The 25317-nt window shown below is 45.6% G+C and carries 21 protein-coding genes; 11 read left to right on the plus strand and 10 right to left on the minus strand.

The window, feature by feature from the left end; all coding sequences use genetic code 11:
- Positions 1-55: 55 nt before the first annotated feature.
- Genes H740_RS04570 through H740_RS04585 form a run of 4 tightly spaced genes read right to left on the minus strand, consistent with a single transcriptional unit; the run spans position 56 to position 3716 of the window.
- Positions 56-736, minus strand: coding sequence for a response regulator transcription factor (locus H740_RS04570; RefSeq protein WP_002951836.1), 681 nt, complete (start codon positions 734-736; stop codon positions 56-58).
- Between the two features lies 1 nt (position 737).
- Complete coding sequence (locus H740_RS04575) at positions 738-2387, minus strand: sensor histidine kinase (protein ID WP_002951838.1); 1650 nt, start codon at positions 2385-2387, stop codon at positions 738-740.
- A gap of 39 nt (positions 2388-2426) precedes the next feature.
- Entirely contained in the window at positions 2427-3050 is a 624-nt protein-coding gene (gene dsbI / locus H740_RS04580; protein WP_002951840.1) for a protein-disulfide oxidoreductase DsbI, read from the minus strand.
- Positions 3051-3059: 9 nt separating this feature from the next.
- The gene (locus H740_RS04585; RefSeq protein WP_002951841.1) at positions 3060-3716 is read right to left on the minus strand and encodes a thiol:disulfide interchange protein DsbA/DsbL; all 657 of its coding nucleotides are present in this window, start codon (positions 3714-3716) and stop codon (positions 3060-3062) included.
- A gap of 241 nt (positions 3717-3957) precedes the next feature.
- Here H740_RS04585 and H740_RS04590 point away from each other — a divergent pair, with 241 nt between their 5' ends.
- The 8 genes from H740_RS04590 to H740_RS04625 all read left to right on the plus strand — a co-directional run bounded on the left by H740_RS04590 (position 3958) and on the right by H740_RS04625 (position 12734).
- Positions 3958-5805, plus strand: a complete 1848-nt coding sequence (locus H740_RS04590) for an aryl-sulfate sulfotransferase (RefSeq protein WP_002951843.1) — start codon at positions 3958-3960, stop codon at positions 5803-5805.
- 399 nt (positions 5806-6204) lie between these two features.
- Entirely contained in the window at positions 6205-7044 is an 840-nt protein-coding gene (locus H740_RS04595; protein WP_002951844.1) for a DUF3737 family protein, read from the plus strand.
- Between the two features lie 470 nt (positions 7045-7514).
- Complete coding sequence (locus tag H740_RS04600) at positions 7515-8291, plus strand: hypothetical protein (RefSeq protein WP_002951845.1); 777 nt, start codon at positions 7515-7517, stop codon at positions 8289-8291.
- Between the two features lie 115 nt (positions 8292-8406).
- A complete protein-coding gene (gene ilvE, locus H740_RS04605) occupies positions 8407-9321 on the plus strand; it encodes a branched-chain-amino-acid transaminase (protein ID WP_002951846.1) in 915 nt (304 codons plus the stop codon).
- Positions 9322-9329: 8 nt separating this feature from the next.
- Positions 9330-10436 carry an SPFH domain-containing protein gene (locus tag H740_RS04610; RefSeq protein ID WP_002951847.1) on the plus strand — a complete coding sequence of 369 codons (1107 nt, stop codon included), beginning with the start codon at positions 9330-9332 and terminating at the stop codon, positions 10434-10436.
- 294 nt (positions 10437-10730) lie between these two features.
- Positions 10731-11594, plus strand: a complete 864-nt coding sequence (hisIE, locus tag H740_RS04615; RefSeq protein WP_002951848.1) for a bifunctional phosphoribosyl-AMP cyclohydrolase/phosphoribosyl-ATP diphosphatase HisIE — start codon at positions 10731-10733, stop codon at positions 11592-11594.
- A gap of 79 nt (positions 11595-11673) precedes the next feature.
- Positions 11674-12201, plus strand: a complete 528-nt coding sequence (locus H740_RS04620; protein ID WP_002951849.1) for a DUF2393 family protein — start codon at positions 11674-11676, stop codon at positions 12199-12201.
- Positions 12201-12734, plus strand: coding sequence for a DUF2393 family protein (locus H740_RS04625; protein WP_002951851.1), 534 nt, complete (start codon positions 12201-12203; stop codon positions 12732-12734). The genes H740_RS04620 and H740_RS04625 overlap by 1 nt, the downstream gene beginning before the upstream one ends.
- A gap of 324 nt (positions 12735-13058) precedes the next feature.
- Here the strand turns inward: H740_RS04625 and H740_RS04635 are convergent, their stop codons facing one another.
- From H740_RS04635 to H740_RS04650, 3 genes are all read right to left on the minus strand, one after another.
- On the minus strand, positions 13059-13265 hold the full coding sequence (locus tag H740_RS04635) for a hypothetical protein (protein WP_002951853.1): 207 nt from the start codon (positions 13263-13265) through the stop codon (positions 13059-13061).
- A gap of 331 nt (positions 13266-13596) precedes the next feature.
- Positions 13597-14868: an ArsS family sensor histidine kinase gene (locus H740_RS04645; RefSeq protein WP_002951855.1), complete on the minus strand. Its 1272-nt coding sequence runs from the start codon at positions 14866-14868 to the stop codon at positions 13597-13599.
- Positions 14861-15595, minus strand: a complete 735-nt coding sequence (locus H740_RS04650) for a response regulator transcription factor (protein ID WP_002951857.1) — start codon at positions 15593-15595, stop codon at positions 14861-14863. The genes H740_RS04645 and H740_RS04650 overlap by 8 nt, the downstream gene beginning before the upstream one ends.
- A gap of 222 nt (positions 15596-15817) precedes the next feature.
- On the opposite strand from H740_RS04650, the gene H740_RS04655 reads away from it, so the two are divergent.
- The 3 genes from H740_RS04655 to H740_RS04665 are packed head-to-tail and all read left to right on the plus strand — an operon-like array spanning position 15818 to position 19549.
- Complete coding sequence (locus H740_RS04655; protein ID WP_197273060.1) at positions 15818-17245, plus strand: metalloid reductase RarA; 1428 nt, start codon at positions 15818-15820, stop codon at positions 17243-17245.
- A 22-nt stretch (positions 17246-17267) separates the two neighbouring features.
- A complete protein-coding gene (locus H740_RS04660) occupies positions 17268-19025 on the plus strand; it encodes an FAD-dependent oxidoreductase (protein WP_002951861.1) in 1758 nt (585 codons plus the stop codon).
- Positions 19022-19549 (plus strand): cytochrome c3 family protein, encoded by a 528-nt coding sequence (locus H740_RS04665; protein ID WP_002951865.1) that lies wholly within the window; start codon positions 19022-19024, stop codon positions 19547-19549. The genes H740_RS04660 and H740_RS04665 overlap by 4 nt, the downstream gene beginning before the upstream one ends.
- 229 nt (positions 19550-19778) lie before the next feature.
- Here H740_RS04665 and H740_RS04670 read toward each other — a convergent pair whose 3' ends face one another.
- The 3 genes from H740_RS04670 to H740_RS04685 all read right to left on the minus strand — a co-directional run bounded on the left by H740_RS04670 (position 19779) and on the right by H740_RS04685 (position 25124).
- The gene (locus H740_RS04670; RefSeq protein ID WP_231679319.1) at positions 19779-20600 is read right to left on the minus strand and encodes an alpha/beta hydrolase; all 822 of its coding nucleotides are present in this window, start codon (positions 20598-20600) and stop codon (positions 19779-19781) included.
- 17 nt (positions 20601-20617) lie between these two features.
- Positions 20618-22708 (minus strand): TonB-dependent receptor domain-containing protein, encoded by a 2091-nt coding sequence (locus H740_RS11495; protein ID WP_002951867.1) that lies wholly within the window; start codon positions 22706-22708, stop codon positions 20618-20620.
- A gap of 319 nt (positions 22709-23027) precedes the next feature.
- Positions 23028-25124, minus strand: a complete 2097-nt coding sequence (locus H740_RS04685) for a TonB-dependent receptor (RefSeq protein ID WP_002951868.1) — start codon at positions 25122-25124, stop codon at positions 23028-23030.
- Between the last annotated feature and the right edge of the window lie 193 nt (positions 25125-25317).

Genomic DNA, 25317 nt, shown 5'->3' on the forward strand with positions numbered 1-25317 from the left:
CTAAATTTTACTAGCTCCGTTAAAGACGCTAGCGAGGCAAGCCGCAAAGTTAAATTTACTCGCCGCTTAGTAGTATATACCCACTCTCGCTAATGTTTTTAAATTTAACCCCCAGCTCCCGCTTTAGCCTCAGCACGACGTTTTGTATCGCGCCCTTGCTAGGCAGCTCGCCCTCATAGACGAACTCCTCGATCATCTCGTAGCTCACGAGCTTGTTTAGATTATACGCAAAGAGCCAAAATAGCTTGTTTTGCAAAAATGAGAGATAGATCTCCTCGCCGTTTTTGTAGATCTTTTCTTTGGCGAGATTTATGCTGGTTTGCGGGCTCAGGCGCACGAGCTTTTCGTCCTTTTCGTAGGTTAGAGCCACGAGCAGGCGGCACAGAGTGGCGATATCGACGGGTTTTTTTAGAAACGATGCCGCGCCGTGCTCAATGCTTTTGATGAGGTTATCGTCGGTGTCGTAGGAGGTAAAGACGATAAATTTTTGCGCGGGTTTTATGCGGATCATCTCCTTCATCATCTCAAAGCCGTTCATCGCGGGCATGTGGATGTCGGTGATGACGATGGCGGGGCCTAGCTTTTTAAAGCGCTCTAGCCCCTCCAGCCCGTCGCCCGCGCCCCAGACGCTAAGGCAGTATGGCTTTAGCCCGCCTATTAGCAGCTCCCTTGCGATCTCGTCGTCTTCTACGATGAGGACGGTCAGGTCTTTAAGCAGCTTTAAGTGCTCTTGCATCTCACTCCTTTAAATTTATCTCAAAGCTTAGCTCAAACGTCGTCGGATCGCCAGCGCTTAGTAGCTTGACGTCGCCCGCGAGCTTTTCGTTTGCGAGCTTTTTGCCAAAATACAGCCCGATGCCGCTTCCTTGCTTTTTAGTGGTTTTTGGCTGGCTTAAAATTTTATCCCGAAGATCCCTGCTCACGCCGCTGCCGTAGTCCGTGACGGATATTTTGCACATGCCGTTTTCAAATTTGACGTCCAAAAAAACCTGCCGCTTGGCGATCTCGTCTTTGTATCGCTCCACGACCGCATCCTTGGCGTTGTGTATGAGGATGAGTAAAATTTGCTGCACGATGCCCATTCGCTGCGTGGCTTCTTCATCTTGAAACTCGCGCAAGCTTACTGCGACGTTTGCTTTGCTAAGCTCGGTGTGCATTAGCTTTAGTAGGTCTTTGACGCAGCGCTGCACGCTAAATTTTTGCGGGCTGTCGCTGCTTTTATAAAAATTTCTAAAAATCTCGATCGTATCGCTCAAAAGCACGGTCGCAGCCTGCCCTTTTTGCAGCATACTCTCTAGTGTCGCGGCGTCTAGCTTGCCGTCTTTTTGCAGCATAAGTAGGCTTGAGATCATCAAATTTAGCGAATTAACCGGCTGAATAAACTGATGATTTATGCCGCTGATTAGCTCGCCGGCCTCGCTCATACGGGCTTTGTGCTTGAGTAGGGCTTCGTAGTCGTCTTGTAGGTTTTTGATTTTTGAATACATAAAGTTATGCAAGAAATTTGCCACGAGCGCCAAAGCCGCGAACGCAAAAAGCAGGATGAGAGCGTTTTTTAGCACGGAGTTAAGCAGCGCGGTGAGCTCCTTTTCGTTATCGGTGCCTGCGCCGATGAACCATTTTAGCGTGGGGATCTCGGCGACGGAGATGAAATTCGAGCCGATATTTAGGCTCGTGATATCTTCGTCACGCAGAAAAAGCTCTTTAAATTTATCCTCGATCTGTTTTTTTAGCGCCGCGTCCTTCATCGGAGTTAAAATTTCGCCGCCGTGCGTGACGATAAAGGCGTATGAATCGGGCGCGAGCTTAAATTTTTCCATATTTTTTAGTATGTTTTGCAGCTTTACCACGCCGCAAAACACCCCTGCAAACGAGCCGCCGTCCATGACGGGTACGCATAAATTTAACGTCGGCTCGCCCAAAATTTTATGGCGCTGCATAAAATTTACCGTGGGTGCTAGCGTGCTTTTGGTTTCCTCAAACCACACAAGCCCCGTGCGAAGGCTCTTTGGCATCGCTTCATCGCCCTCTAGCTTCTTGCCGTCTACGAAAATTTCTCCGTCCTCGCGCAAAAACTGCAAAGCGTCAAATTCTGCTGAGTTTTCTTTGAAAAGTCGTATGAAGTCGCCCAGCTTTTCGCTGTCTTGCGAGATGCCCGTATTTTCTATAAATTTAGCCGCGCGCACCAGCGAGTGCAGCCGCTCGTCCAGCCAAAACGAGAAATTCCCGACCATATTTTCGCTCGCGGCGATCTTGTTTTTATCCGCGAGCGCCGTGATCTGCGCCTTGGCGTCCTCGTAGTTTTTCACGCCCAAAAGCACCACGAAAAGGCTTGCAAAAATGATGATGAAGTAGATTTTAAAATTATGCTCGCGTAAGGCTCTCATGCGGCGAGTATAGCAAAATCGGTCTAAATTTAGACCGATTTAAGCTTTTTTGAGAGTTAAAATTTTGCAAATAAACATCGCGGCGAGCACGACGAAGCAGACGCCAAAGCCGATCAGCGTGCAGTCTGCCATCGACATAAATTTGCTTGATGGGATCAGGTACCAGCCGTCCTCGTAAAGATCCACGAGATACTTCTGAAAGCCGCTTAGCGTGACGCCGTCGGGAACCAAAGGGCTATCGTAGCCGCAGTCGCCTGTAGGTAAAAACCAATCAGGCGCCCACCGCTCAAGCGGCAAGCCAAACGGATAATGCGGCTCGGTCGAGCAGCCCTGTACGCCAAACGGATCATCTCCGTGGACGGCGCCGTGGATTTTGATTAGTTTGGCGCTATACATTATGCCCTGAATCGCGCCCCAAAAGGCTAGCAGGTAGCCTGCGAGCGCGAGGAGTAAATTTTTAGGATTTATGATCGCGACTAGGCCTCCCAGCGCCATACATAAAAAGGCAAAGCGGATATAGACGCACTGCTCGCAAGGGGGCATATAGACGTAGTTTTGAAACAGCGAGTGCGCGAGGATAACAAGCCCGACGCTCACTACTATGAGGATCGCCCACGGCAGGCGGCTAACTGCCGATTTCGCTATTTTTTCCGCAAATTTCATGCCCGCGCCCTATTTTTTGAGCAGCTCTTCGATTAGCTGCGCCATGCCGTCGATGGAGTTGATCGACTTCGTCATGATGAGGTATTTGCCGTTTACGACGAACGCCGGCACGCCTTGGATCTTGGCTACGTCGTAGCTCTCGTCCCACTTTTTAAGTAGTTCGGCGACTTTTGGGTCCTCCAGCTTTTTTTGATAGTCCGCCTCGCTGATGCCCGCCGCATCAAGCCCCGTCTTTAAAAACGCAGCCTCGTCCTTGCCGTCGCTCCAGCGTTGCTTTTGATCGTGATAGGCCTTGTAGTAGGCGAATTTTGCCTTTTTAAACAGCGAGTTTTCGTCTAGCAGGCTCACGCCTTTTTCCTCGTCCATCACGGCCAAAACGGCAAAAATTTTACTCGCTGCCTCGCCGTATTCGCCCTTGGTTTTTAGATGAAACGGTACGTATTTTAGCCCCGCGACCTTTTCTACGACCTTCGGCGTGACGGTTTTGTCGTATTTGTAGCAAAACGGGCAAGCGTAGCTAAAGACCTTAACTAGCGTGTTTTGCTCCACCGGTAGCGGTTTTTCGAGCTTTACGTAGTCCTCGCCCTCGGTAAACGCGGCTGCGCTAAGGGCGCCAAACATCGCAACGGCTAGAAAGCCTTTGCTAAATTTAGAAAGTAGATTCATGAAGTGCTCCTTAAAATGATTTTGTTTGGGTTAATTTTATATCCTCTCGCCGCCGCAAAACTCACGCTAAGATAAATTTTAGATTAAATTCGTAAAATTTAGGCTAAATTTTAGCGGAAAATATAAAAATTTGAATTATTTTCTGGATTTAAGCTTTTTATAATAATAGCGTGATTTTCACGTTAGAAAGATTTACTAAAATTACGGCAACGAAACGATTTATCATTATAAAGGAGAAAAGATGAAAAGAACTCTCTCGTCAGTCGCCCTAGCTGCGGCGTTACTTGGCGGTCTAAGCACGGCAGCGCTTGCTATCGGCGGACCTAGCGGCTCGCACATTGACTACGCCGTCCCAGGCAAGATCGGCGAAGTAGTCGTAAACCCATACGACATCGCGCCTCTAACGGCGGTGATCAAAAACGGCGGCTACACGCTAGCAAACGCGAAAGTCACTATCGTGCCAAAGCCGGGCGGTCAGGTTATCAGCTACAAAGTCGCCGACAAGCACCTGCGTACTCACGGCGGAATCCCGGTTTTCGGACTATATCCCGACTATCAAAATACCGTGGAGGTGGAGTACGATAAAATTTATAAGGGCCAAACCGAGCATATAAAAGAAACCTATAAAATTTACGCTCCGGCGATCTATTTGGAGAGCTCTGGCATGCCGTCTCAAAAAGGTGCGCTGTTTGATAAAATCGAGGTCGTAAAGGCTCCGAGCGCGAAATTCGCTAACCGCCTCTACTACGTAAATAACTTCGTAAATAAAACCGGCAAAGGCACAAAAGTCGTATGGAACAACCCCGCAGGCGGCGCGATCGAGTGGAACTACAGCCCGAACAACTTCGTGCTGGACACCAAAGGCGAAGTACGTTGGTACCTGGAGCCGAGTAAAATTTACGACCTCAAACAGCCGTTTTCTGCTGGCGTCATGATGGGCTTTAAACAAAACGACGACGGCGCGATGACGTGGGGTTACGGGCAGCGATACGCCAAATATGACATAATGGGACGCGAAATTTTTAACCGAGAGCTACCTGCGGGTTACAACGACTTCTCGCACTCTATGGATGTTGCGCAAAACGGGCACTACTTCCTGCGCGCGGCAAATGCCAACTATAAGCGCGCCGACGGTAAAAACGTCCGCACCGTGCGCGACGTCATCGTCGAGGTCGATCGCGACGGCAACGTCGTAGATGATTTTAGGCTGTATGAAATTTTAGATCCGTACCGCGACATCGTGTTAAAAACGCTCGATCAGGGTGCTGTGTGCCTAAATATCGACGCTAGCAAGGCTGGCCATACCGCGAGCACGGACGAGCTGGCCGCGATGGATACGAACGAAAAATGGGGCGACATCGTGGGCTCTGGCCCTGGACGCAACTGGGCGCACGTAAATAGCGTGGATTATGATCCAAGCGACGATAGCATCATCATCTCTAGCCGCCACCAAGACGCCGTCATCAAGATCGGCCGCGACAAAAAAGTCAAGTGGATAATGGGCGCACACAAAGGCTGGAAGGATCAGTTTAAAGGCTACTTACTCCAGCCTGTAGATAAAGACGGCAAAAAAATCGTCTGCGAGGACGAGTACTCAAAATGCCCTGGCTACGAGAGCGAAACGGGCGGGTTTGACTGGCAGTGGACGCAACACACGGCATTTCGCATTGATAGCAAGTCCAAAAAGGGCGTAGTGTATCTCACCGTCTTTGACAACGGCGACACCCGCGGCATGGAGCAGCCTGCGATGGCGGGTATGAAATACTCCCGCGCGGTCGTTTATAAAATCGACGAAAAAGCTAAAACCGTCGAGCAGGTCTGGGAATACGGCAAACAGCGCGGCAGCGAGTGGTACAGCTCGGTTACTTCGCTAGCGCAGTATCAAGACGACCTTGATAGCGTGATGGTTTACTCAGCGGTCGCGGGCATGCAGTTTGACATCGCCAAAGGCCGTCCGGTCGGTGTGCCTAGCCCTCACATCAACGAGTTTGAATGGGGCGCAAAAGAGCCCTCAATCGAGATCAAAATGACCAATGCGATGGGCTATCAGGCGTTTCCGTTTAGCCTAGAAAAGGCGTTTGAGAAGTAAAATTTAGCAGCTCCCGGTCGGTGCGCCTTGGGGCCACTTTTTGGTAAATTTGGATTTTGCGCTTGCGGCTCGGTTAAATTTGCCCGCTCCAATTGATGGGGCGCAGGCTTTAAAATTAGATCAAATTTGACGCCCTCCCGCAATACGGCAAATTTGACCGCAAAAGGTAAAATTTAGGCTCGCGTTTCCATCCTTTGCGCTAGTCTAAATCTTACCTTTTCCTGCCAAGCGTTTAGGAAAATAGGACTCCGAAAGACAATAGCAATGCCCAAACGCTTGGATTTTCGCTGCTGCTTAAATTTACCCATTTGCTTCATAAATTTTGCTCCGATTTTTAAAATTTACACCCTTGTTGCCGTAAAACCGATATAATCTACGTAAAAAACTGCGGAGGCGAAAATGCAAAAATTTGTCGAGCAAAAATTTATCGGCGAGCGCGCGATGTTTGGCGCAAAGGATGCGGAGTTTGAGCGGTGCGGGTTTGCAGCAGGCGAGTCGCCGCTAAAGCACGGGCAAAATTTGCGCCTAAAAAATTGCACTTTCGAGTGGAAATATCCGCTGTGGTACACCAAAAACGTCGCCGTGGAGGACGGATTTTTGATGCAGATGGCGCGCGCAGGCATCTGGTACGCGCAGGACGTTGGCTTTAAAGATACGCTAATCCAGGCGCCAAAATCCTTTCGCAGGTGTAAAAACGTGAGGCTAGAAAACGTAAATTTAACCCAGGCCGAGGAGACGCTGTGGAGCTGTGAGGACGTGGAGATAAAAAACGTCTGCGCGCGCGGGGATTATTTTGCGATGAATTGCGAAAACGTGCGCGTTTACGGGCTAAATTTGGACGGGAACTACGGCTTTGACGGCTGCAAAAATCTGCTCGTCGAGGATAGCAAACTGCTTAGCAAAGACGCCTTTTGGAACTGCGAGAACGTGACCGTGCGAAATAGCTTTATAAGCGGTGAATACCTCGCGTGGAACAGCAAAAACGTGACCTTTGAAAACTGCGTGATAGAGAGCTTGCAAGGGCTTTGCTACGTGCAAGCTCTCGTGCTGCGAGGCTGCCAGACGCTAGATACGACGCTAGCCTTTGAGTACTCAAGCGTGGACGCTGAAATTTTAGGCGGCATAGCTAGCGTGAAAAACCCACTTTCAGGCGCGATAAGGGCAAAAGAAATAGGCGAAATAATAATGCAAAAAGAGTGCGTGGATCCGGCCGCTACTAGGATAATTTTAGAAAAATAACGGCACGTTTTACCGGCGGCTTTTATGAGTTTTTGCTTCGTTTGCCTGTAACTGCAAGCAGAGGCCTTTGCGGCGCCTTGCATGGTTGGCCTTGGCCTCAAAAACCGTAGCGGCGTTAAATATCATCTTGCGATGCTTCGCCTTTTTTCTTGCGCTCAAATTTGGAATTAGCTTTTAAATCCAAGCAACGCTTCAAATTTGGCCCCAAACAAGAAATTACCACTTCGTTTAAATTTGCCGCCGGCTAGGGTCGCTTATATATAGCTCCTTTATTCTTGACCATCTACTTTGCTTGCGGTATTATCGCTCTATGTTTAAATATGAAGCCGAATTTTGAGATTTAAGCCTTTTTTAGCTTAAATTACGCTCCGAAAAAAGTTGCGTTTTTTGGTTAAATTTGCCGCTTTTGGCCGAATAATCCGACGCTAGCCGCCGAGCCGGTAAAATTTAAATTATTTAAAAGGAAAAATATGTCGTTTTTTGAAAAATTAAAACTAGCTTTTTACATGATTTGTCGCCCCGAAAAGCTTATTTCTTTTAGGCTAGCAAAGCCCGATCAACGCTATACACAGGAAGCGAATTTTACCCTAAAATACGGCGTCCTTAACGCTCATCAAAATATGAACACCGTCACGATCACCTACGACCGCCTGTGCGAGCAGTATGCGGGATTTAAGCCACTTTTTATCATCGAAAATGCTCCTCAGTGTGAATACACGAATATGCACGCAAGCTCTAGTTACGAGATGCTTGACGAGGAAGAGTATAACGCGCAAAATCCGGACGCGCGAAACTTTCCCGCTGCGGAGTTTCGTTTGATGCTAAGTATCCTGCGCAACCCCGAATACAAGAAATACCTAAATACCCGCGATTATAACGCTCTTGACGAGGATATCGACGTTTATCTGTGTCCTTGCGAGTGCAGTACGGATGCCTTTGCGCGGATGATACAGGGGTATTTTGCCGACGATTTTGAGCCAGAGCAGACGTACGCGTTTATTTTGATGATGAATGAGCGATTTGGATTTGAGTTTATCGGTATCGGCGCGACTCTGATGCTATTTTATCGCCGCGAAAATTTAAGCGACGATAAGGCCGAGGAACTACTGCAAGAGCTGGCTAAAATTTACGATACGCCTTATGATGCGATCAAAAAAGCCCTGTGGCATAGCGTGTTTGGCTCTAATAAGACGCTCGTGCTACCGTTTGCTGAAAATATCGAAGACACCGTAGTGGATGAGCTGTAAAATCGGAGTAAATTTTGCCTCGCAAGCTCAAAATTTTAGGATGAAATCTTAAACATTACAAAATTTTAAAGAAATTTTAGCTACACTCAGCAAATTTTATAAAAAAGGATGAAAAATGAACCCTTCCGAATTTATCTGGATGGATGGAAAATTAGTCAAATGGGAGGACGCTAAAGTCCACGTTTTAACTCACTCGCTTCACTATGCAAACGCGGTATTTGAGGGCGCAAGAGCGTATATGACGGATAAGGGCTTAGCGATATTTCGCCTAAGCGATCACACCGCGCGCCTGCTAAAATCAGCTAAAATGACTATCCTAAACGTCAAATACACGCAAAAAGAACTCGAAGATGCGCAAATCGAGCTACTTCGCGCAAACAATTTTAAATCAAATGTCTATCTGCGCCCGATCGTTTATCTAGGCTACGGCATCATGGGTCTAGCTCATACAAAAGCTCCCGTAAATACGGCAATCGCCGCATGGGAGTGGGGTGCATATCTAGGCGAAGAGGGACTTAAAAAAGGCATCCGCGTGAAAATTTCAAGCTTTGCTAAATTAAACGTCGGCGGTCAAATGAGCCGCGCGAAATCAAGCTCGAACTACCTCTGCTCGCAAATGGCTAACTACGAAGCCAAAGAGGCGGGCTACGACGAAGCGTTGTTGCTTGATAGCGAAGGCTACATCTCCGAGGGACCGGGCGAGTGCTTTTTCATCGTGGAAGACGGCGCGGTCATCACTCCTCCAAACGACAGCAGCCTAGCTAGCATCACGCAAGACACCGTCATCAAAATCGCCCGCGATCTAGGTATCGAGGTGCGCAGAGAGCGTATCACCCGCGACCGCGCATACACTGCAGACGAGGCGTTTTTTACGGGTACGGCGGCCGAGGGCACCCCGATAAGCAACATCGACAACCGCGTGATCGGCGCGGGCGAGCGCGGAGCAGTAACTAAACGCCTACAAGACGCGTATTTTGACGTAGTTTACGGACGCAATCCAAAATACGCCTCGATGCTAACTTACATTTAAGGAACGAAATGCCAGCAGATTTGAATGATTATTTTAATAAAAAACGCGGTTCTAGTGGCGGCGGAGACGATAACAGCGGCGAGAGCAAGGGATCAAAAGTAAATTTTAAAACGCCTGATTTTAAAGGATTTGGTAAAATTTCGGCCTTTGCCTACGTCATCATCGCGCTCGTTGCCGTGATCGCGCTCACGCAGCCTTTCGTCACGATAAACTCGGGCGAAGTGGGCATCAAGTCAAATTTGGGTAAATATGACCCGTCCCCTATGCAGCCGGGACTGCACTTCTTTATCCCGTTCTTGCAAAAGGTCATCGTAGTCGATACTCGCGTGCGCCTCATCAACTACACGTCTGGCGAAGATATGGGCGAGGCTGCGCAAAAGTACGGCGCGCAGGCTCAAGCCGGTATCATCCGCAAAAACTCGATATCCGTTTTGGACGCGAGAAACTTGCCAGTCAGCATCGACATCACCGTGCAGTACCGCCTAAATCCGGAAAACGCGCCTCAAACGATCGCGTCTTGGGGGCTTAGCTGGGAGAACAAGATCGTTGATCCCGTCGTGCGTGACGTCGTACGCAGTATCGCAGGTAAATACACCGCCGAGGAGCTTCCGACGAAGCGAAACGACCTAGCCACGGCTATCGACGAGGGCATCCGCAAGGACATCGACGCGCAGCCAAATAAACCAGTCGAACTGCTAACCGTGCAGCTGCGCGAGATTATCCTGCCTGAAAAGGTAAAAGAGCAGATCGAGCGCGTACAAATCGCTAAGCAAGAGGCCGAGCGAACCAAATACGAAGTAGAGCGCGCAAATCAAGAGGCGCTCAAAAAAGCAGCCCTCGCAGAAGGTACGGCAAAAGCCGCTATCATCGAGGCTCAAGGTCGCGCGGACGCGGCTAAGATCGAAGCTGATGCGCAGGCCTACGCAAACAAAGAGGTCGCAAAAAGCCTCGATCAAAATTTGCTAAATTTAAAGCAGATCGAGACGCAGGCTAAATTTAACGAGGCGTTGCGCGAAAATAAAGACGCGAAGATATTCTTAACGCCTGGCGGAGCGGTGCCGAATATCTGGGTGGACACGAAGGATAAAGAGAAACAAAGCGCGATAACGCAATAACTTTTGCTTGAAGCGGCTCGCCTTTTTGCGCTTTGCGGGCGAGCGCTTTTTTGGGGTCGGCTAAATTTAGCTTGGATGGCTTTGCTTCGTTGCCGTTTGTAATCGCAAGCAAAGTCAGGTCCGCCGCTAAATTTACCTGAGTAACTCCAAAATCATCTCGAAATAGGTGTGGTTTTTGCGAAGCGAAATGTTTTTGCAAAAAACTTCGCCTTTTTATACTCAAATTTGAAGTCAAATTTGGGCTTTAAAATTTGCCCACGCGCCGAGCCAAATCCGTAGCCGAAAGGAATTAAGATGAAAATAGACTGGGAAAAAGTAGGCGGCCTTTTGCCTGCCGTCGTTCAAGAAAGCTCGAGCGGCGAGGTTTTGATGCTTGCTTATATGAACGAAGAGGCGTTAAATTTGAGTCTAAAAACGGGCTTTGCACACTATTTTTCGCGCACGAAAAACCGTATCTGGAAAAAGGGCGAGGAGAGCGGAAATACGCAAGCGATAGATGATATTTTCCTTGACTGCGACAACGACACTATACTGCTCAAAGTCGTTCAAAACGGCGGCATAGCCTGCCACACCGGCGCAAAATCGTGCTTTTTTAGAAAGATTTCTGGAGACGGCGGCGAGTCAAATTTAGCTAGCGATGATGGGCAAAATTTGACGCGAGAGCAAAATTTAAACCAAGCCAAAAAGCCGATCTACGGCATAATCGACGAGGTTTATCACGCGATATTAGACCGCAAGCTAAATGCCGATTCGCAGACTTCATACGTCGCGAGCTTGTTTAAAAAGGGCGAAAACGCAATCCTAAAAAAAGTTGGCGAGGAGGCCACGGAGCTAGTGATGGCGTGTAAGGACGCCTCGGTGCGCAAAAACGAAACTTCGCAGTTTGACTCTGGCGCAAACGGTGGTCAAATTTCGTCAAATTTAACCCAAAACGAAAATTTTGCTAAAATTTCAAACAAAAACAGCCAAACTGAGACATCTCAAAACCAAAAGCCAAAAACGCCGACTGAGGAGATCATCTACGAGGCGGCCGACCTGTGCTTTCACTCGCTCGTGGCGCTAGCGCTACACGGCATTCACCCTGACCGCGTCAAGGCCGAGCTCGCGCGCCGTTTCGGGATGAGCGGCATAGAGGAAAAAAACTCGCGAAAAGGCTAGGGCAGTCAAATTTGGCACGCTTTGTGCAGGAGGATGTTAAATTTGGCTCGCCGCAAGGCAAACGAAGCAAAGAGGCAAGATGATAAACGAACTAAAACAAGGCTTAAATTTCTATCTGACGCACCTTAGCTGGGTGGATTTTGCCGCCTATATCTGGATGTTTTTGACCTTTTTAGCGCTTGTTTCGCTTTGCATTTACGTCGCGTCAAAGTCCTTTTTTGCGGGCTTTGCGCTGATGATCGTCACTATCGCGGGGCTTGGATGCGGGGCGTATTTTATGCCTAAGCTTTTAGATGAAAATTTGCGAACCCGCTCGCTCGAGCTAGTCTCAACTAAGCAGCTTGAGTACTCAAACACGTTGCTTGTGGATCTGCGCCTCACGAATCTCTCAAAAAAGCCGTTTAACTACTGCGAAATCGGGCTTAGCTTTTACAAAAACTCGGGCAATACGCTGCGCCGATACGCAAACGAGCTAAAGCCGTTTTTGAGAGAAAATATCGTGCTAAAAGACGCGCTAGACATAAACGCGACGCGCGAGATCACGCACGTGGTAAATAACTTTCGCGCGCAGGACTACAACATCACGACAAGCTCGGAGTGTTTTTGATGGAAGGGTATTTTAATGTATTTCACCTCATCGCGCTTGCGGTTTTGGCGCTACTATCGGTGCTTTTCGCGCTGATCGCCCGCGGCGAAAAAAATCCGAAATTTTTTAAAATTTACGTCGCGATAAACGTCGTAGCGACGCTGACGCTTGGATATTTTTTCATGATGATCGTGGATAAATACACCAAAAAGGCCGTGCTCATGGAGTTTTCCGGCCACCGCGTACTAAGAAACGAAACAATCGTGTTTAAGGGCTCGCTGCGAAATACGGGCGAGTTTAGTATCGCAAACTGCGATCTGACCGTCAAACTCATCAACAACCCAGTGAGCAAGGAGACGATCGCGGGCTCTATCTTTAAACCTAGCGGACTATCGCTATTTTCGCGCGGCGACGAGCGCTCAAATGTTGCTGAGATCACCGCTAGCATCGCTAAAAATATCGCGCCGAAGCAGATACGAAATTTTAGCCTCTCGATGCCGTATCCGTCGTACTTTGCCAATACTCAAACGATAACGAAGCTGGAGTGCAGGTAGGGTGCAGACAAATTTGCCCGAATGCTCTACTTCTTATCAAAAAATATAAAAATTTTATGCCATGTTTGTTGATATTTTTGTCTGGTTTTTAAAGAAAATGCGCTTTTAGCTCACTCCTTTGCGAGTCTGTTTTTGGCAGTATATTTATGAAATTTTTAGCGGATTCGCCGTAAATTACGATATTTTCAAAATACCTATACTTTCCTCTTTTACCGAGAATTTGAAATAAAATTCTCGCCGCAAAATACAAAATAAGAATGCATAAAAAGATAAATCCCAGTGCCAGGGCAAACCTCGCCGTCCCTTCCACCAAGCAGCCTAAAATCAATAAACAAAGATCAGTGCCGCGCAAATCAGCGGCGTGCGCTGAAAGTATTCGTATCTAGTGTCGGCGGTTCTTTTTATATCTGAAATTTGGTCTATTCTTATGCTGTGTTTTAGTTTTGGGTTTACGAGATATTCGATTTTGTCGTTCTTAAGGCGGATGAGCCTATCGTTAAACCAATGCTCAAATACGGTAGGCGAAATCAAAAGTGGGGTGCAAAAAAGAGCCTTTATGATTTTCTCTTCGCTGGTCGGAAAATATAAATTAACATCAAAATGATCAACGGCACAGATGTCATGGAAGCTATGAAAGCAAATTCGGGATTATGATCTTTTATGATTATCGGCTCTTTATCATAATCTCTCGCAAATTTTGTATTAAAATTTGGATAGTTTGAACTATCGGTATTTTTTATTTGCCCGCCTACTGTCAAATTTGCCCCTTTGAAATTCTAATTTATCATTGTTTGTTTTTGGAATTTTACTATTTTTTGTTGATTATGCAAATTTACAAATACCTTCCTAATTTGTTTAGGAGTTAGACGAAACATATCATAAAAATATTTTTGCAGTCTTCGTGCTTGTATTTTAAGGCATGGCCGTGTTTTATAAAAATTTGGTTTGCGATATAAAGCCCAAGCCCCAACCCAGAATTTGACGCCTCGACTTTTCTGTTAAAGGCCCTTTCAAAATCAAGCCTTTGCGGATCAAGCTCATCGCCTACACTACTTATACACAGAGCATTTTTATCTATGCTTACAACAACCTTTTCGCTAGAGTATTTTAAGGCGTTATCGATTAAATTTTTAACTCCGGTTGCATAAAGCTCAAAATCAACCTCAACCACGCTTATTTCCGCGTCCGCTCGCACTTCTATGCGGCTCGTGTCTTTTAATAAAAGCATATCTACCGAGTGATCGACGATGTCTATAACTCGGTGCTTATTTTTCTTAAGCTCCCATTGATTAGATACTAGTTTTTCGACCTTGACAACCTCGCCAAGTATCATTTCTAGCCTTATAAAAATTTGTTTTAATCTACTTTTAAATTTATCGTCTTGTAAGATTTCGGCTATCATATCCGCCATGATCCGCCCTTTCATTATCGGGTTGCGAAATTCGTGCAAGATGTTACGTAAAAATAGCGCTCTAGCCTGTTTTATCGCATCTATTTTTTGCATCGTCGTATTAAATTCACCCGCGATTTGGCCTATTTCATCGTTTGTCTCTACTTTTATTAGCCTAAATTTATCTTCTTCTCCAGCTCTTCTTATCATATTTTTTAAATTTCTGAGCCTCAGCAATTTTTTTAAGACGACTATAAAAAATGCGACCATTACGATATTTACTATAAGCCAAAGTATCCAAATGTTATGCGAAGAAATTTCTTCTAAATTTTCTAAAGGCACATCGTTTTTCGCAATGTCATTTTCGCTTGATATATTAAGCCCTGCCGCATCCATAATGCGCGAAAACATTTTAGGATCAATAGAAGAAAATCTAGGGACAAAATAAAACTTTTTATTATACCTTATCATATCGGTATACGAGTCGCTAAAAATTTTCTCGCCGCCTTGCCTGATCTTAATAGGATCAAGCTCGCTATTTTTAAGGCTGATTTGCGCTAGCTGCTTAGCTGCGTTACCTTCTGCTTGTCCTCGTATACGCATACCCAGCATAAAGCGCTCATAAGTAAGGTACTCTACGTCTCTTATCTGCCTTTTTGATTCGATGAAAAATGCTAAATTTACGACAACTAATGCGGCAAAAAAGAAAAAAGATATTAGTTTGATGATAGATATATTACGCATTGATAAATTTATACCCTATACCGCGCACGGGGTGAATGAATCGCGGATTTTTAGGATCATCTCCTATTTTTTGACGCAAGCGCCCTATGGCGACATCGATGCTTTTTAGTCCGCTTTGAAATTTCGCCTGACCCAAATTTATCAAAATATCCTCTCTTGGTATAACCATCCCCTCTTTTTCATAAAGGTAGATAAAGATGTCAAATTCCGCTTTCGTTAGCGCTATCTCCTCTTTGTTTTTTATGACGATACGCCTTTGTTTATCGACGCAAAAGGTTTTGGAGTCGTTGTTAGTTTGTATCCCTCGACGGAGTATCGCTCTTAGCCTAAATGCAAGCTCTATAGGCTCATACGGCTTTGCCATATAGTCATCCGCCCCAAGCTCAAAGCCTTTTATCTTATCTAGCGTTTCACTGCGAGCCGATGATATGATGATAGGTAGCGATGGATAGCTGTGTCTTACGTGCTTGCACACTTCAAGACCGTCCATATCTGGCAAGCCAAGATCAAGCACCAATGCATCAAAAGTATTTTTTTCGTTTAAAATTTCAAGCCCTTTAAGCGGATTTGTGACTATGGTTACGCCAATCTCGCTTTTTAGCAATGCAAATTTTAAAAGCTCGGCCAGTTCAAGATCGTCTTCTATAAGCAAAATTTCTATCATAGTAGCTATTATATCAAATTTAAAATTTAAAACTAAAAAATATTTTTTAGTTAATGTTACCAAAATCTTACCGTTTTTGATAGGCCTACATGTTATGATTTCGCCAACAAGACCAAAAGAAGATGCCGCAAAAACGACAAAAAATAAATTTACGTGGAGTGGCTTCGATCTTAGGCGGTAGTAGCGATAATGCAACAAAGCAGGTTCAAAAAGGCGGCATTATTAAACAAGACTGGCTTACGGTTTTCTTGTAAAAGGTGCTTAAAAAGAAAATTAAAGGAGGTTATGGTGAAAACATGTTTTTTGACGATCGGCAAGAGTAAATTTGCTCTTAGTTTAGCTACGCTTATGGCTATGGCGTCCAGCGCTAGCGCTAGCGATAGCTTGGCGGAGGCTTTGCAAACAAGCACGATGGGCACGACAGTATTTTCATACTACGATATGGACTCGACCGAGTACTTCCCGCCAGCCAGCAGAACAAATAGAATTCGTGAGTATATCGGCGGCCTAGGTGCCGAGCTTAGATTTTTAACCGGCCCTTACTATGGCTTTAAGCTTGGTCTTACGGCTCAGGGCTTAGTAAATTTCGGTCCGTCAAAGGCTGCAAAAGAGTATTTTGTCTATGACTGGAATAGCGAAGGTGTAGCACTTTCAGAGGCCTACTTAGGATATGAAAATGACTATATCGACTTTAAACTAGGTCGCCAGTACTACAACTCAAAATACACAGGCCTAGTGCCGCCGCTTGTGGCAACAAACACGGACGTGGGCTACAAAGAGGCATTTGAGGGCATGAGCGCTAGGATAAAGCTTGATAGTATAAATACCGTTATCGGCCTAGCTGACTTTTGGAAATTTGCCGGTAGATCAAGCGCGGTAACGGGCGGCGATCATGGTGCGCCAAGATTTAAAGACAGAGTTGTTATCGGCGGCTTTGGGCCTTATGCTTATAAATTTGACAACATCTTTAACTCGTTTGTAACATATAGCGGCCTTCCTGGCGTCTCGCTCACGGCCGGTTATGCAAACGTATCTGGTCTTGAATACGATGACGCGGCCAATTCAAAAGGCGATATAAATTTCTACTTCGCAGCTACTGGCTACAAAACGCCTACGCTTTTTGAAAACGCGGTAGTTGGAATAGACTTTATGTATAAAGGCTCAAGAACAAACGGTACTTTAAAAGAGAATTTCGACTTTAACGGCAACTACTACGCAGGCATGATAGGGCTTTATAACGCTTACGGCTTTGATCTTAGATATGCATATTCAACCGTTAGCAAAAACCAAATGGCGCTTCAAGGTATAGGTAACGACGTTGGGTCATTTACGGCTACTCCGATCTACGGTCCGTTTTTATTTATGAATTTTGCTGGTATGAATTTACATAAATTTAGCGCAGGCTACGACTTTAGCAACGTAGGCGTCGACGGTCTTAGAGTGGACGCTGACTACTGGTATGGCAAGCAGCATAACGGCAGCAACGTCAGGTCAGGCGGCTTGCACGGTCAAGCGCCAGGAACTAGGATAGATGTAGAGGGCTGGGACGTGCAAGTTAGCTATAAAGTTCCTGCAGTAAAAGGCTTAAAGCTATCTGCTATCTACGAAACTATGGATAGAAAGCTAAAATATACAAACGGTGGCTCTGACGGCAAAACGACGGATGAAGAGCTTTGGCTAAGAGCCTCTTACGACTTTGACATATTAAAATAAAACTTGAAACAAGGAGTATAAAATGGTAGAAAAAAATGAACTATCACGCCGCTCGTTTTTAAAACGTAGCGGAGCGCTCACGCTTGGCTCGGTTGTGGCTGGATCTGCGCTACTAACAGGCTGTGATAACCCGAACAATCACCTCATCCATCCAAAAAAGGAAGTTGCAAAAGCCCCTGAAGTGCCAAAATGGCTGGGCGCTGAGCCGCAAATTTCAGACAAAGATATCAAAGAGACGCTTGAAACCGATGTACTTATCATAGGTGCCGGCGTTTCGGGACTCCACGCTGCGCGCGCTGCTAGCGAAAAAGGCGCAAGGGTTATCGTCCTAGAAAAAGCCGGTCGCTTTCAGGTTAGAAGCGGTCAGTACGGCACTCTAGGCAATAAATTTCAAAGAGAGCTTGGTATCAAATATGACAAGAATGCGGCCATAAATGAACACTTAAAACAGATGGGCTACCGCGCCGATCAGCGAGTGTGGAACTACTGGGCGGATCACAGCGGCGAGGACTTTGACTGGATGATAGAGCTTGCTCCTGCGGTGCATTTTATGAAAGAGACCGATACGCAGCTTGATAGAAGTAAGATAAATTTGATGCTTATGCACTATCCACTCCCGGCCGGATACGACCCAAGTAAGGAAAACAGCCCAAGCTATCCAACTGTTATGTCCTTTTTACCTAGTCAAGAGCCGATGATGGAGCTAGTTTATGAAAAGTCTATAAAACAAGGCGCAAAATATATCTTCAAAACTCGTGCGAAAAAGCTACTTCGCGACAAAACAACTGGCAAAATGCAAGGAGCGATCGCGCAAAATATGGCTGATGGCTCATATATCAAGATAAATGCTAAGTCGGTGATACTTGCTACGGGAGACTATATGAATGACCATGAGATGGTAAAGACATTTGTGCCGTGGGTGGCAAATTTCTTCTGTCCGTTTCCAAACAGAGACTACAAAAACAATCCGACAAACACGGGAGACGGGCATAAGCTTGGCTCATGGATAGGTGCAAAGCTAGAAGACGGACCGCACGCACCAGTCGCTCACACGCTTGGCGGACCGCTTGGCGTTGATGCGTTTTTACTAACAAATGCAAAGGGAGAGCGCTTTACAAATGAAGATCTAAGCGGTCAGCAAGTCACTCAGCCGCTCTCTCGCCAACCAGGAGGCTTTGGCTGGCAGGTATTTGACTCTAAATTTCCAGAGCAAGTCGGCCTCATGGGCGTATCACACGGCAGTGTAAACCACTGTGTAGAAGATAATCCAAAGCTTCCACCTGACTGCCAGTGGGCGATAGGCAAAACATCGTATATATCGGTAAAAGATATTGAAGAGATGCCTGATGTATTTAAAGCAAACAGCATAGAAGAACTTGCCGGTATGCTATACCCTAATAATCAAAAGGCACAAACGCAGTTTTTAGCAACTATAAAACGCTACAACGAGCTATGCGACAAAGGCTATGATGATGACTTTGGTAAGACCGCTAAGAGGATGTTTCCAGTCCGCCATGCGCCGTTTTATGCTGGCAAAATGGGAGTAGGTGCGAGCCTGGTCGTAATGGGTGGCTTTACCGTTGAGCCAAGCACTGCAAACGTGCTGGATACCGACTATAACGAAATTTCAGGACTTTACGCCTGCGGTAACGTTATGGGCGGACGCTTTTTGGGAGATTATCCAGTAGTTTTAGCCGGCACTAGCCACGGAACATGCCTATGCTACGGACGCTTAGCAGGCTATCAGGCTGCGGCAAACGCAAAAGGAGTACAAGCATGAGCAAGAGAAGAAAATATACGATAATAGGGCTAATAATAGCTGCCGTCATAGGTTTTATAGCGTTTCATCAGGTACAAGCAGCTAGCCACAAAGCTGAATTTTGTATCATGTGTCACAACATGCAGCCAGAGTATGACTCTTTTACAAAGGGAAATATGCTAGCTAAAAAGCATAACGACGCAAATGTAACATGCCACGACTGCCATACACCAACCATAGGTGAGCAACTAAACGAGGTCAGGATGTATGCGATGGGCGATTTTGAGATGCCAACAAAACAAAGAGGATTTACAAACGAGCAGTGCACCAGCTGTCATAAGATAGACGATATCAGGAAAAAGACTGCGCACTATGGTTTGTCTAACCCGCATAATGGTGTCCATAATAGAGACAATGAAATGCTTCAGTGCCAATCATGTCACGCAGTGCATCATCCGCAAAAGCTAAATACTTGTATGTCTTGCCACCCGATAGACTGGAAAGTAGATAATAGCTGGAAGATGTATTTGCCTAATGAAAAATAATCTCTAATCCGCCTCGCCCGGGGCGGATTTATCTCCTCTGTTAAGATAAGCTAAACTGTATAAATCTAAGCTGCTATATAGCCAGGTTGTATACTTTTGGTATTTTTATATGGTACCGTGATTTTAAGATTGTATATTAGGTTAAGGTAAATTTGGGTTTATGGGAAAATTTGCTTTTAGATATTAAAAAAAGAATTGCTTCTAAAATCTTTTAACTAATGTCTTTAAATTATTCGCTTAAATGATTTACGATATCTTTTAGCACTAGCGGTATTACGTCGCCGTGTCCTTGTCCTTCGTAGATTTTAAATTCGTATTTGACGCCCGACTTTTTTAGAATTTCAGCTAAATCTGCCGCCTTTAGTATATTTTCTTTATCCGTTTTACCCGCTCTTTTTTCTAATTCTCCTACGCTAAGTCTTATAAAACTCGCCTTTAATCTAATTTTTAGTTTGCCGTCGTTATCTAAGGCGTCCTTTAGAATTTTTGAATCTCCCCACCAAAGAGACGGAGAGGCTATAAAAAACTCATCAAATATACCGTCGTTTTGTAAAAGCGAATAAACTAAAAATAGTCCGCCAAAAGAGTGGCCGTAAAATATTTTTTCGCTATTTTTTATATCGTATTCTTTGTCTACAAACGGCATTAGCCTCTCTTTTATAAATTTATAAAATTTGTCCGCATTGCCGCCTTGCTCGTATTCGTCGCCTTGAGCTAACGGCGTTAAGTCCTTTGTTCGCCTTACGGTATCGTAAGCTAGCGGAGTATCGTATCCGACGCCTATGATAAGCGGTACGCTATCGCTAGAAGTAAAATTTTTAAATAAATTAAGCAATACAGAAAATTGCGCATTCGCATCGAGCATAAAAATCGTTTTTGGATAAACGTTGCGGTTTTTTGGGACGGCTTGAAAAATTTTATATATTTCTCCTCCCGCGTTTTCTAACATGGAGTATTTGACGTCAAAAAGCCGATAAACGCTTTCATCTATCGGCTCTATGTACTGAGTAGGCTTTGCGCTGGCTACACCAATAATAATCAAAGCTCCCAAAAATAATTTAACAACCCTTACCACTTCGCGCTTACCTTAAACCAAAATCTCCTGCCCTCTTCAGGATACCAGTAGTAGTTGCCGTCATCAGCCATCCCCTCGTCGTAGCGGATATTATCAAAAATATTGTAGGCGGTCAAATTTAAGCTTAAATTTTTATTTACTTCCCAGCTGGCACCCAAATCGACGGTAAAAAGTTTCTTGTCGTTTTCGCTTACTTTATTGCCGGGGCCGAATTTGACGCTGGTTAGCTCGCTCTCGTAGTTTGCCCCGGCAAAGGTGCTCACGCTTGCGATAGGCTTATACGTTAGCGTCAAATTTGCCGCGTGCTCTGGCGTTGCGGTCAGAGATTTGCCGTCTAGTCGGCTAAGATTGGTCTGGCTAAATTTGACCGGGCCGTTTGGGGTATTGATCGTCGGGTCGCCGGTTTTGATTTTGGAGTTGTTGTATGTGTAGTTGCCGCGCAAATTTAGATTTTTTAGCATGTCGTAGTCTGCGCTAAGCTCGATACCCCAGACGTCGGCACCGTCTATGTTAAAGTAAGTTCCCCAGCCCGGGCAGTTTACGTGCGGAGCCGTAGCGCACGAGCCAAATGCCGGAATACGGTTTATGCTGCTGCCGTCGGTATCTAGGATTTTATCTTTAAACTCGTTTCTAAATAGAGTGACCGAACCTCTAAAATCGTCGCCGCTATCGTAGTAAGCGCCGATTTCATAAGTTAGGCTCTTTTCGGGTTTTAGGTCTGCGTTACCAAAGTCTACGATCCTCCAGCCGCCTTGTATGGTGCCGACTTCCGGCGAGATCTGATTGACGTTCGGCGTCTTATATCCTGTTGCTACGCCGCCTTTTAGCGTCCAGTTGTCGGTTAGATTATAAACTAGATACGCACGCGGTGAGAGATGATCGTCGAAAAATTCGTTATGCGTGAAGCGACCGCCCAGCGTCAAATAAAGCTTGTCGTCTAAAATTTCCCACTCGTCTTCTAAGAATGCCGCATGCTCTTTCATAGAGTAGGCTTTCGGGTTTCGTAGCACGCTTCTACTTGAATTTGATACGATAAATGTGGTTTTAACCGACTGTTTGCTGAAATCATAGCCGAAAGTTAGCGTATGCGAATCTAGGAAGGTGCTAAATTTGGAGTTAAAGTTGTGGTTTTTGACATCGGCCGGCGTTAAGCTATCAAAGAGGCTCGTTCGCTTCGTCTGGTCGTAAATGTAACTCACGTCGGCATTTAGATTTTCAAAATTTCCCAGATATCCTACTCCATAGCTATCTTTTTTGTAGTCATAGCTATTTAGCAGCCTATTTGTCCTTACGGTTGCCGTCTTGCCGACGGTCCTTGAGTATTCGTGGCGTTCTTGGGAGGCTAGGAGATAAAATTTATTGTATTCGTCGGGCGTGATCCATAGTTTGGCGCTAAAGTTTTTCTTATCACTTTCTTGATAGCCGCCCGGATAGCTATCCTCATCGCGTAACTTTTTGTAGCCCCAGAGCTGAAGACCTACATACTCGCTAAGAAGCGGAAAGTTAAGATAAAAGTCCGCTTGGCGCTGCGAACCGATGCCGCTATGAGCCTGCGCGATACCGGATATACTCACGGAGCCGCTAAATTTATCGAAATTTTTCTTCGTGATGATATTTATGACCCCGCCTACTGCATCGCTACCGTAAAGCGAGCTCATCGGTCCTCTGATGATCTCGATACGTTCTATCGCCTCAACCGGCGGGATAAAATTTGAGTTCATATCGCCGGCACCGCCTTTTGGATTGGCCGCGCTTGAATTTACTCTCTTGCCGTCTATGAGAACTAGCTTTTGCGAACCTTCCATGCCGCGGATCGAGATACCGCTGGCGGGCCCGTCCTCGCCGCCTATAACGCTAACCCCTGGAGCTTTTGAAGCGATAGAGTGAAGCGAGGTGAAGCTATCTTTTGCCAGGTCGTCATTTTTTACGATTGATATGCTGGCGGGGGGGTTTTTAATACTTTGCGAAAAACCGCTAGCAGTGACTACTACCTCTTCTAAATTTATATTATCTACGGCTTGTAAATTTATTGCGCATACTAGAGAAACGATAGGCGCAAAAGCTTTATTTTTTACAACAATCATATAAAATCCTTTGGAATACTTAATATTGATTTAAGTTATCAATCTTTCTTCGCGAATAATAACTAATATGGAATAAATTTAATATTAATTATCGTATACAGATAGAATTTGCCGCCAAAGACTAGATGGCCAATTTAATAAGATGGGTTTGAGGCAATTTTTAAAGCTTATAAAAGGGTGTTAAATTTGAAATTTTATCTATCCCGCAGTCAAAGCCAAGTCATTGGCACTATGTTTTTAACTTTTGGGGCGCAATGGATGAAGCGGTTTTAAAATCAGTAAAAAGCGATAGGATAACCTATCGTTTTTTACGTTTTAATTAAAAATTATAGTGGAAATTCACCATAAACGATCTCTCGTCGCCTAGCCTCGAGCTTGAGCGCCAGTATTTTTTATCAAAGAGATTGTTTATCGCTAGCGTCATTTGCGCATGCTCGGTGAAGCTATATCCAGCACTCACGTCCACTCTAGCAAAGCCTGGCAAGTGTTGTTCTTGGATTCTACCGCCGCTAGTAGAGTAAAAGTAGCGTTTGGAGTAGCCGGTAACGCCGCTTTCTACGTACCATTTGTCGGCGTTTACGTAGCGTAAAAAGACGTTGCCCTGCCAGCGCGTGGTTTCATTTAGATTAAGCCCTTCGTTTAGCGGGTTTGAGTTGTCTTTGGTGACTTTAGCGTTTGTGTATCCAAGCGAGCTGCGCAGGTATAAATTCTCGTAAATTTGTCCTAGCACGTTTAGCTCGATGCCTCGGCTACGCTCCTTGCCGCGAACCGCCCAAGTATATGGGTCGTTTGTAGGGTCTGGCTGATAGCGGATATTTTTGTGTTCGATCTGAAATACCGCGATGTTTGAGCTAAATTTATTATCCGCCCAAGTGCTTTTTAGTCCGATTTCGTACTGGACGTTGTTTTGCGGTTTTAGATCAAGCTTTGACGTATCTTCGGTGCTGATGCCGATATTGCCTCTACCGCCGTAGGGCGCAAAGCTCTGAGAATACGAGACGTAAGCGGTGTGATCGGTCGCAAAGTCCCATAAAAAGCCGACTCTCGGGCTAAACGAGTCGCCGGTGTAGCTGTTTGTTTGGCCTCTTATATTTCTGGTTTTAAATTTATAAAAATCAAACCTACCGCCTAGCATCAACCTATACGTATCGTCAAGGCTGATTAGATCCTCGAAAAATACGCCGTGATTGATCGCGCGGTGTTTGTTGTCGGTCGTGAGCGGGACGTTTCTGTTTGACGTCCAGCTGCCCCTAGATGCGTATGGGTCGATATCTTGCGTATGGGTTCTGCTATACCAGAGCCTTGGATGGCGGGTTTCGACGCTGTTATCGTAGCCGACTGCGATGTTGTGCTTAAATCTCTCGAAATTTAGCTCCTTGGTGAGTGTAAAGGCATTTGAGACAGTTTCATTATCAGTCTCTTGCTTTGCGTAGTTTTGTCTTAGTCTGTTGCCGCTAACGATACTGCCCGCAAAAAAGTGGTCGAAATTTTGGCTAGCTTTTCTGTATCCAAAAACCCATTTTAAATTTAGCTCTTTTGCTAGCTCGGCATTTAACTCCGTGCGCAAAAAGTGTAGCCTATCCTCCACGAAGTCGCCCTCGTGAGAAAAGCCCTTTTTGTAGTCTATGCCCAGCTTATCGTATACGGCCTTGGTCGGAGTTCTATCGGGTACTCGCCAGGCGTTGTCGTACGTATACTGCGCTTCAAAGCTTACGTCGCCGCTTTGGTTTGTTACGATTACGCTAGGGCTTATCATAAAATTTTTATATTTTATGCCTTCGCGCCACGATTTACCGTGCTCGCCGTCGGTAGTTAGGCGTACGGCTAGTTGATTATTTACCGCGTGGTTTACGTCTGCGCCAAGCCCCCATCTGCTCCAGCTGCCGTATCTGCCGGAAACCTTATAAACAGGGGTAAAATTTGCCTTTTTGCTTACTAAATTTACGACTGCCCCGCCGTCGCTCCTGCCGTATAGGATAGAAGCTGGTCCTTTTAAAATCTCGACGCGCTCGACGTTTGCGGTGCTACGCCTGATCTGGCCCGAGTCTCTCACGCCGTCTCTATATATGTCTCCGCCGTCTACGCTAAAGCCTCTTATTTTTATACTCTCGCCGCGCATATCGTAGCCCGCGTCTATGCCCGCGTTTCCTTCGAGGATGCTAGAAAGATCGTTCGTGCCGTAGTTGCGATTTTTTTGGATATCGATAGTTTCGATGGTTTGAGGCGTTTGCTTGTTGCTAAGTCCGTTTCTGTTTACTTCCGCGCTATCGTATGCGACGTAGCCCTTTAGGTTATCTTGTTCGGAAATGCCTTCGACTTCTACGCTTGGAAGCATCACCGAGTAGCTGTCCGTCTTTGCATCGGCGACGGCAAAAGTAGCTAAAATAGCGACTGAAGCAAAAATGCTAAGTCTCATTATTCTCCCTTGATTTTAAAATAAAAATGAGATTATATATCAATAATACTTAAATAACTATTTGTAAATTATTTTATTATATACTAGCTATTGCGTATAGCGAGTTTTTATCGCTTGAGCAGAGGTTGATTTTTAAAATCTGAAAAGATGCATTTTAAATTTGTGATCTTAAAGCCTAACGAAACTATTTTTA

Origin of the sequence: Campylobacter showae CC57C (assembly GCF_000344295.2) — a bacterium.
Classification (GTDB): Bacteria; Campylobacterota; Campylobacteria; order Campylobacterales; family Campylobacteraceae; genus Campylobacter_A; species Campylobacter_A showae_B.

What these genes read in the sequence shown, in the direction of transcription:
- H740_RS04625 (WP_002951851.1), top strand. Translation starts at nt 12,201, where the DNA reads ATGGAAGGGTATTTTAATGTATTTCACCTCATCGCGCTTGCGGTTTTG.
- H740_RS04610 (WP_002951847.1), top strand. Translation starts at nt 9,330, where the DNA reads ATGCCAGCAGATTTGAATGATTATTTTAATAAAAAACGCGGTTCTAGT.
- H740_RS04665 (WP_002951865.1), top strand. Translation starts at nt 19,022, where the DNA reads ATGAGCAAGAGAAGAAAATATACGATAATAGGGCTAATAATAGCTGCC.
- H740_RS04575 (WP_002951838.1), bottom strand. Translation starts at nt 2,387, where the DNA reads ATGAGAGCCTTACGCGAGCATAATTTTAAAATCTACTTCATCATCATT.
- ilvE (WP_002951846.1), top strand. Translation starts at nt 8,407, where the DNA reads ATGAACCCTTCCGAATTTATCTGGATGGATGGAAAATTAGTCAAATGG.
- H740_RS04660 (WP_002951861.1), top strand. Translation starts at nt 17,268, where the DNA reads ATGGTAGAAAAAAATGAACTATCACGCCGCTCGTTTTTAAAACGTAGC.
- H740_RS11495 (WP_002951867.1), bottom strand. Translation starts at nt 22,708, where the DNA reads ATGATTGTTGTAAAAAATAAAGCTTTTGCGCCTATCGTTTCTCTAGTA.
- H740_RS04590 (WP_002951843.1), top strand. Translation starts at nt 3,958, where the DNA reads ATGAAAAGAACTCTCTCGTCAGTCGCCCTAGCTGCGGCGTTACTTGGC.
- H740_RS04570 (WP_002951836.1), bottom strand. Translation starts at nt 736, where the DNA reads ATGCAAGAGCACTTAAAGCTGCTTAAAGACCTGACCGTCCTCATCGTA.
- H740_RS04645 (WP_002951855.1), bottom strand. Translation starts at nt 14,868, where the DNA reads ATGCGTAATATATCTATCATCAAACTAATATCTTTTTTCTTTTTTGCC.
- H740_RS04600 (WP_002951845.1), top strand. Translation starts at nt 7,515, where the DNA reads ATGTCGTTTTTTGAAAAATTAAAACTAGCTTTTTACATGATTTGTCGC.
- H740_RS04595 (WP_002951844.1), top strand. Translation starts at nt 6,205, where the DNA reads ATGCAAAAATTTGTCGAGCAAAAATTTATCGGCGAGCGCGCGATGTTT.
- dsbI (WP_002951840.1), bottom strand. Translation starts at nt 3,050, where the DNA reads ATGAAATTTGCGGAAAAAATAGCGAAATCGGCAGTTAGCCGCCTGCCG.
- H740_RS04655 (WP_197273060.1), top strand. Translation starts at nt 15,818, where the DNA reads ATGGTGAAAACATGTTTTTTGACGATCGGCAAGAGTAAATTTGCTCTT.
- H740_RS04685 (WP_002951868.1), bottom strand. Translation starts at nt 25,124, where the DNA reads ATGAGACTTAGCATTTTTGCTTCAGTCGCTATTTTAGCTACTTTTGCC.
- H740_RS04620 (WP_002951849.1), top strand. Translation starts at nt 11,674, where the DNA reads ATGATAAACGAACTAAAACAAGGCTTAAATTTCTATCTGACGCACCTT.
- H740_RS04585 (WP_002951841.1), bottom strand. Translation starts at nt 3,716, where the DNA reads ATGAATCTACTTTCTAAATTTAGCAAAGGCTTTCTAGCCGTTGCGATG.
- hisIE (WP_002951848.1), top strand. Translation starts at nt 10,731, where the DNA reads ATGAAAATAGACTGGGAAAAAGTAGGCGGCCTTTTGCCTGCCGTCGTT.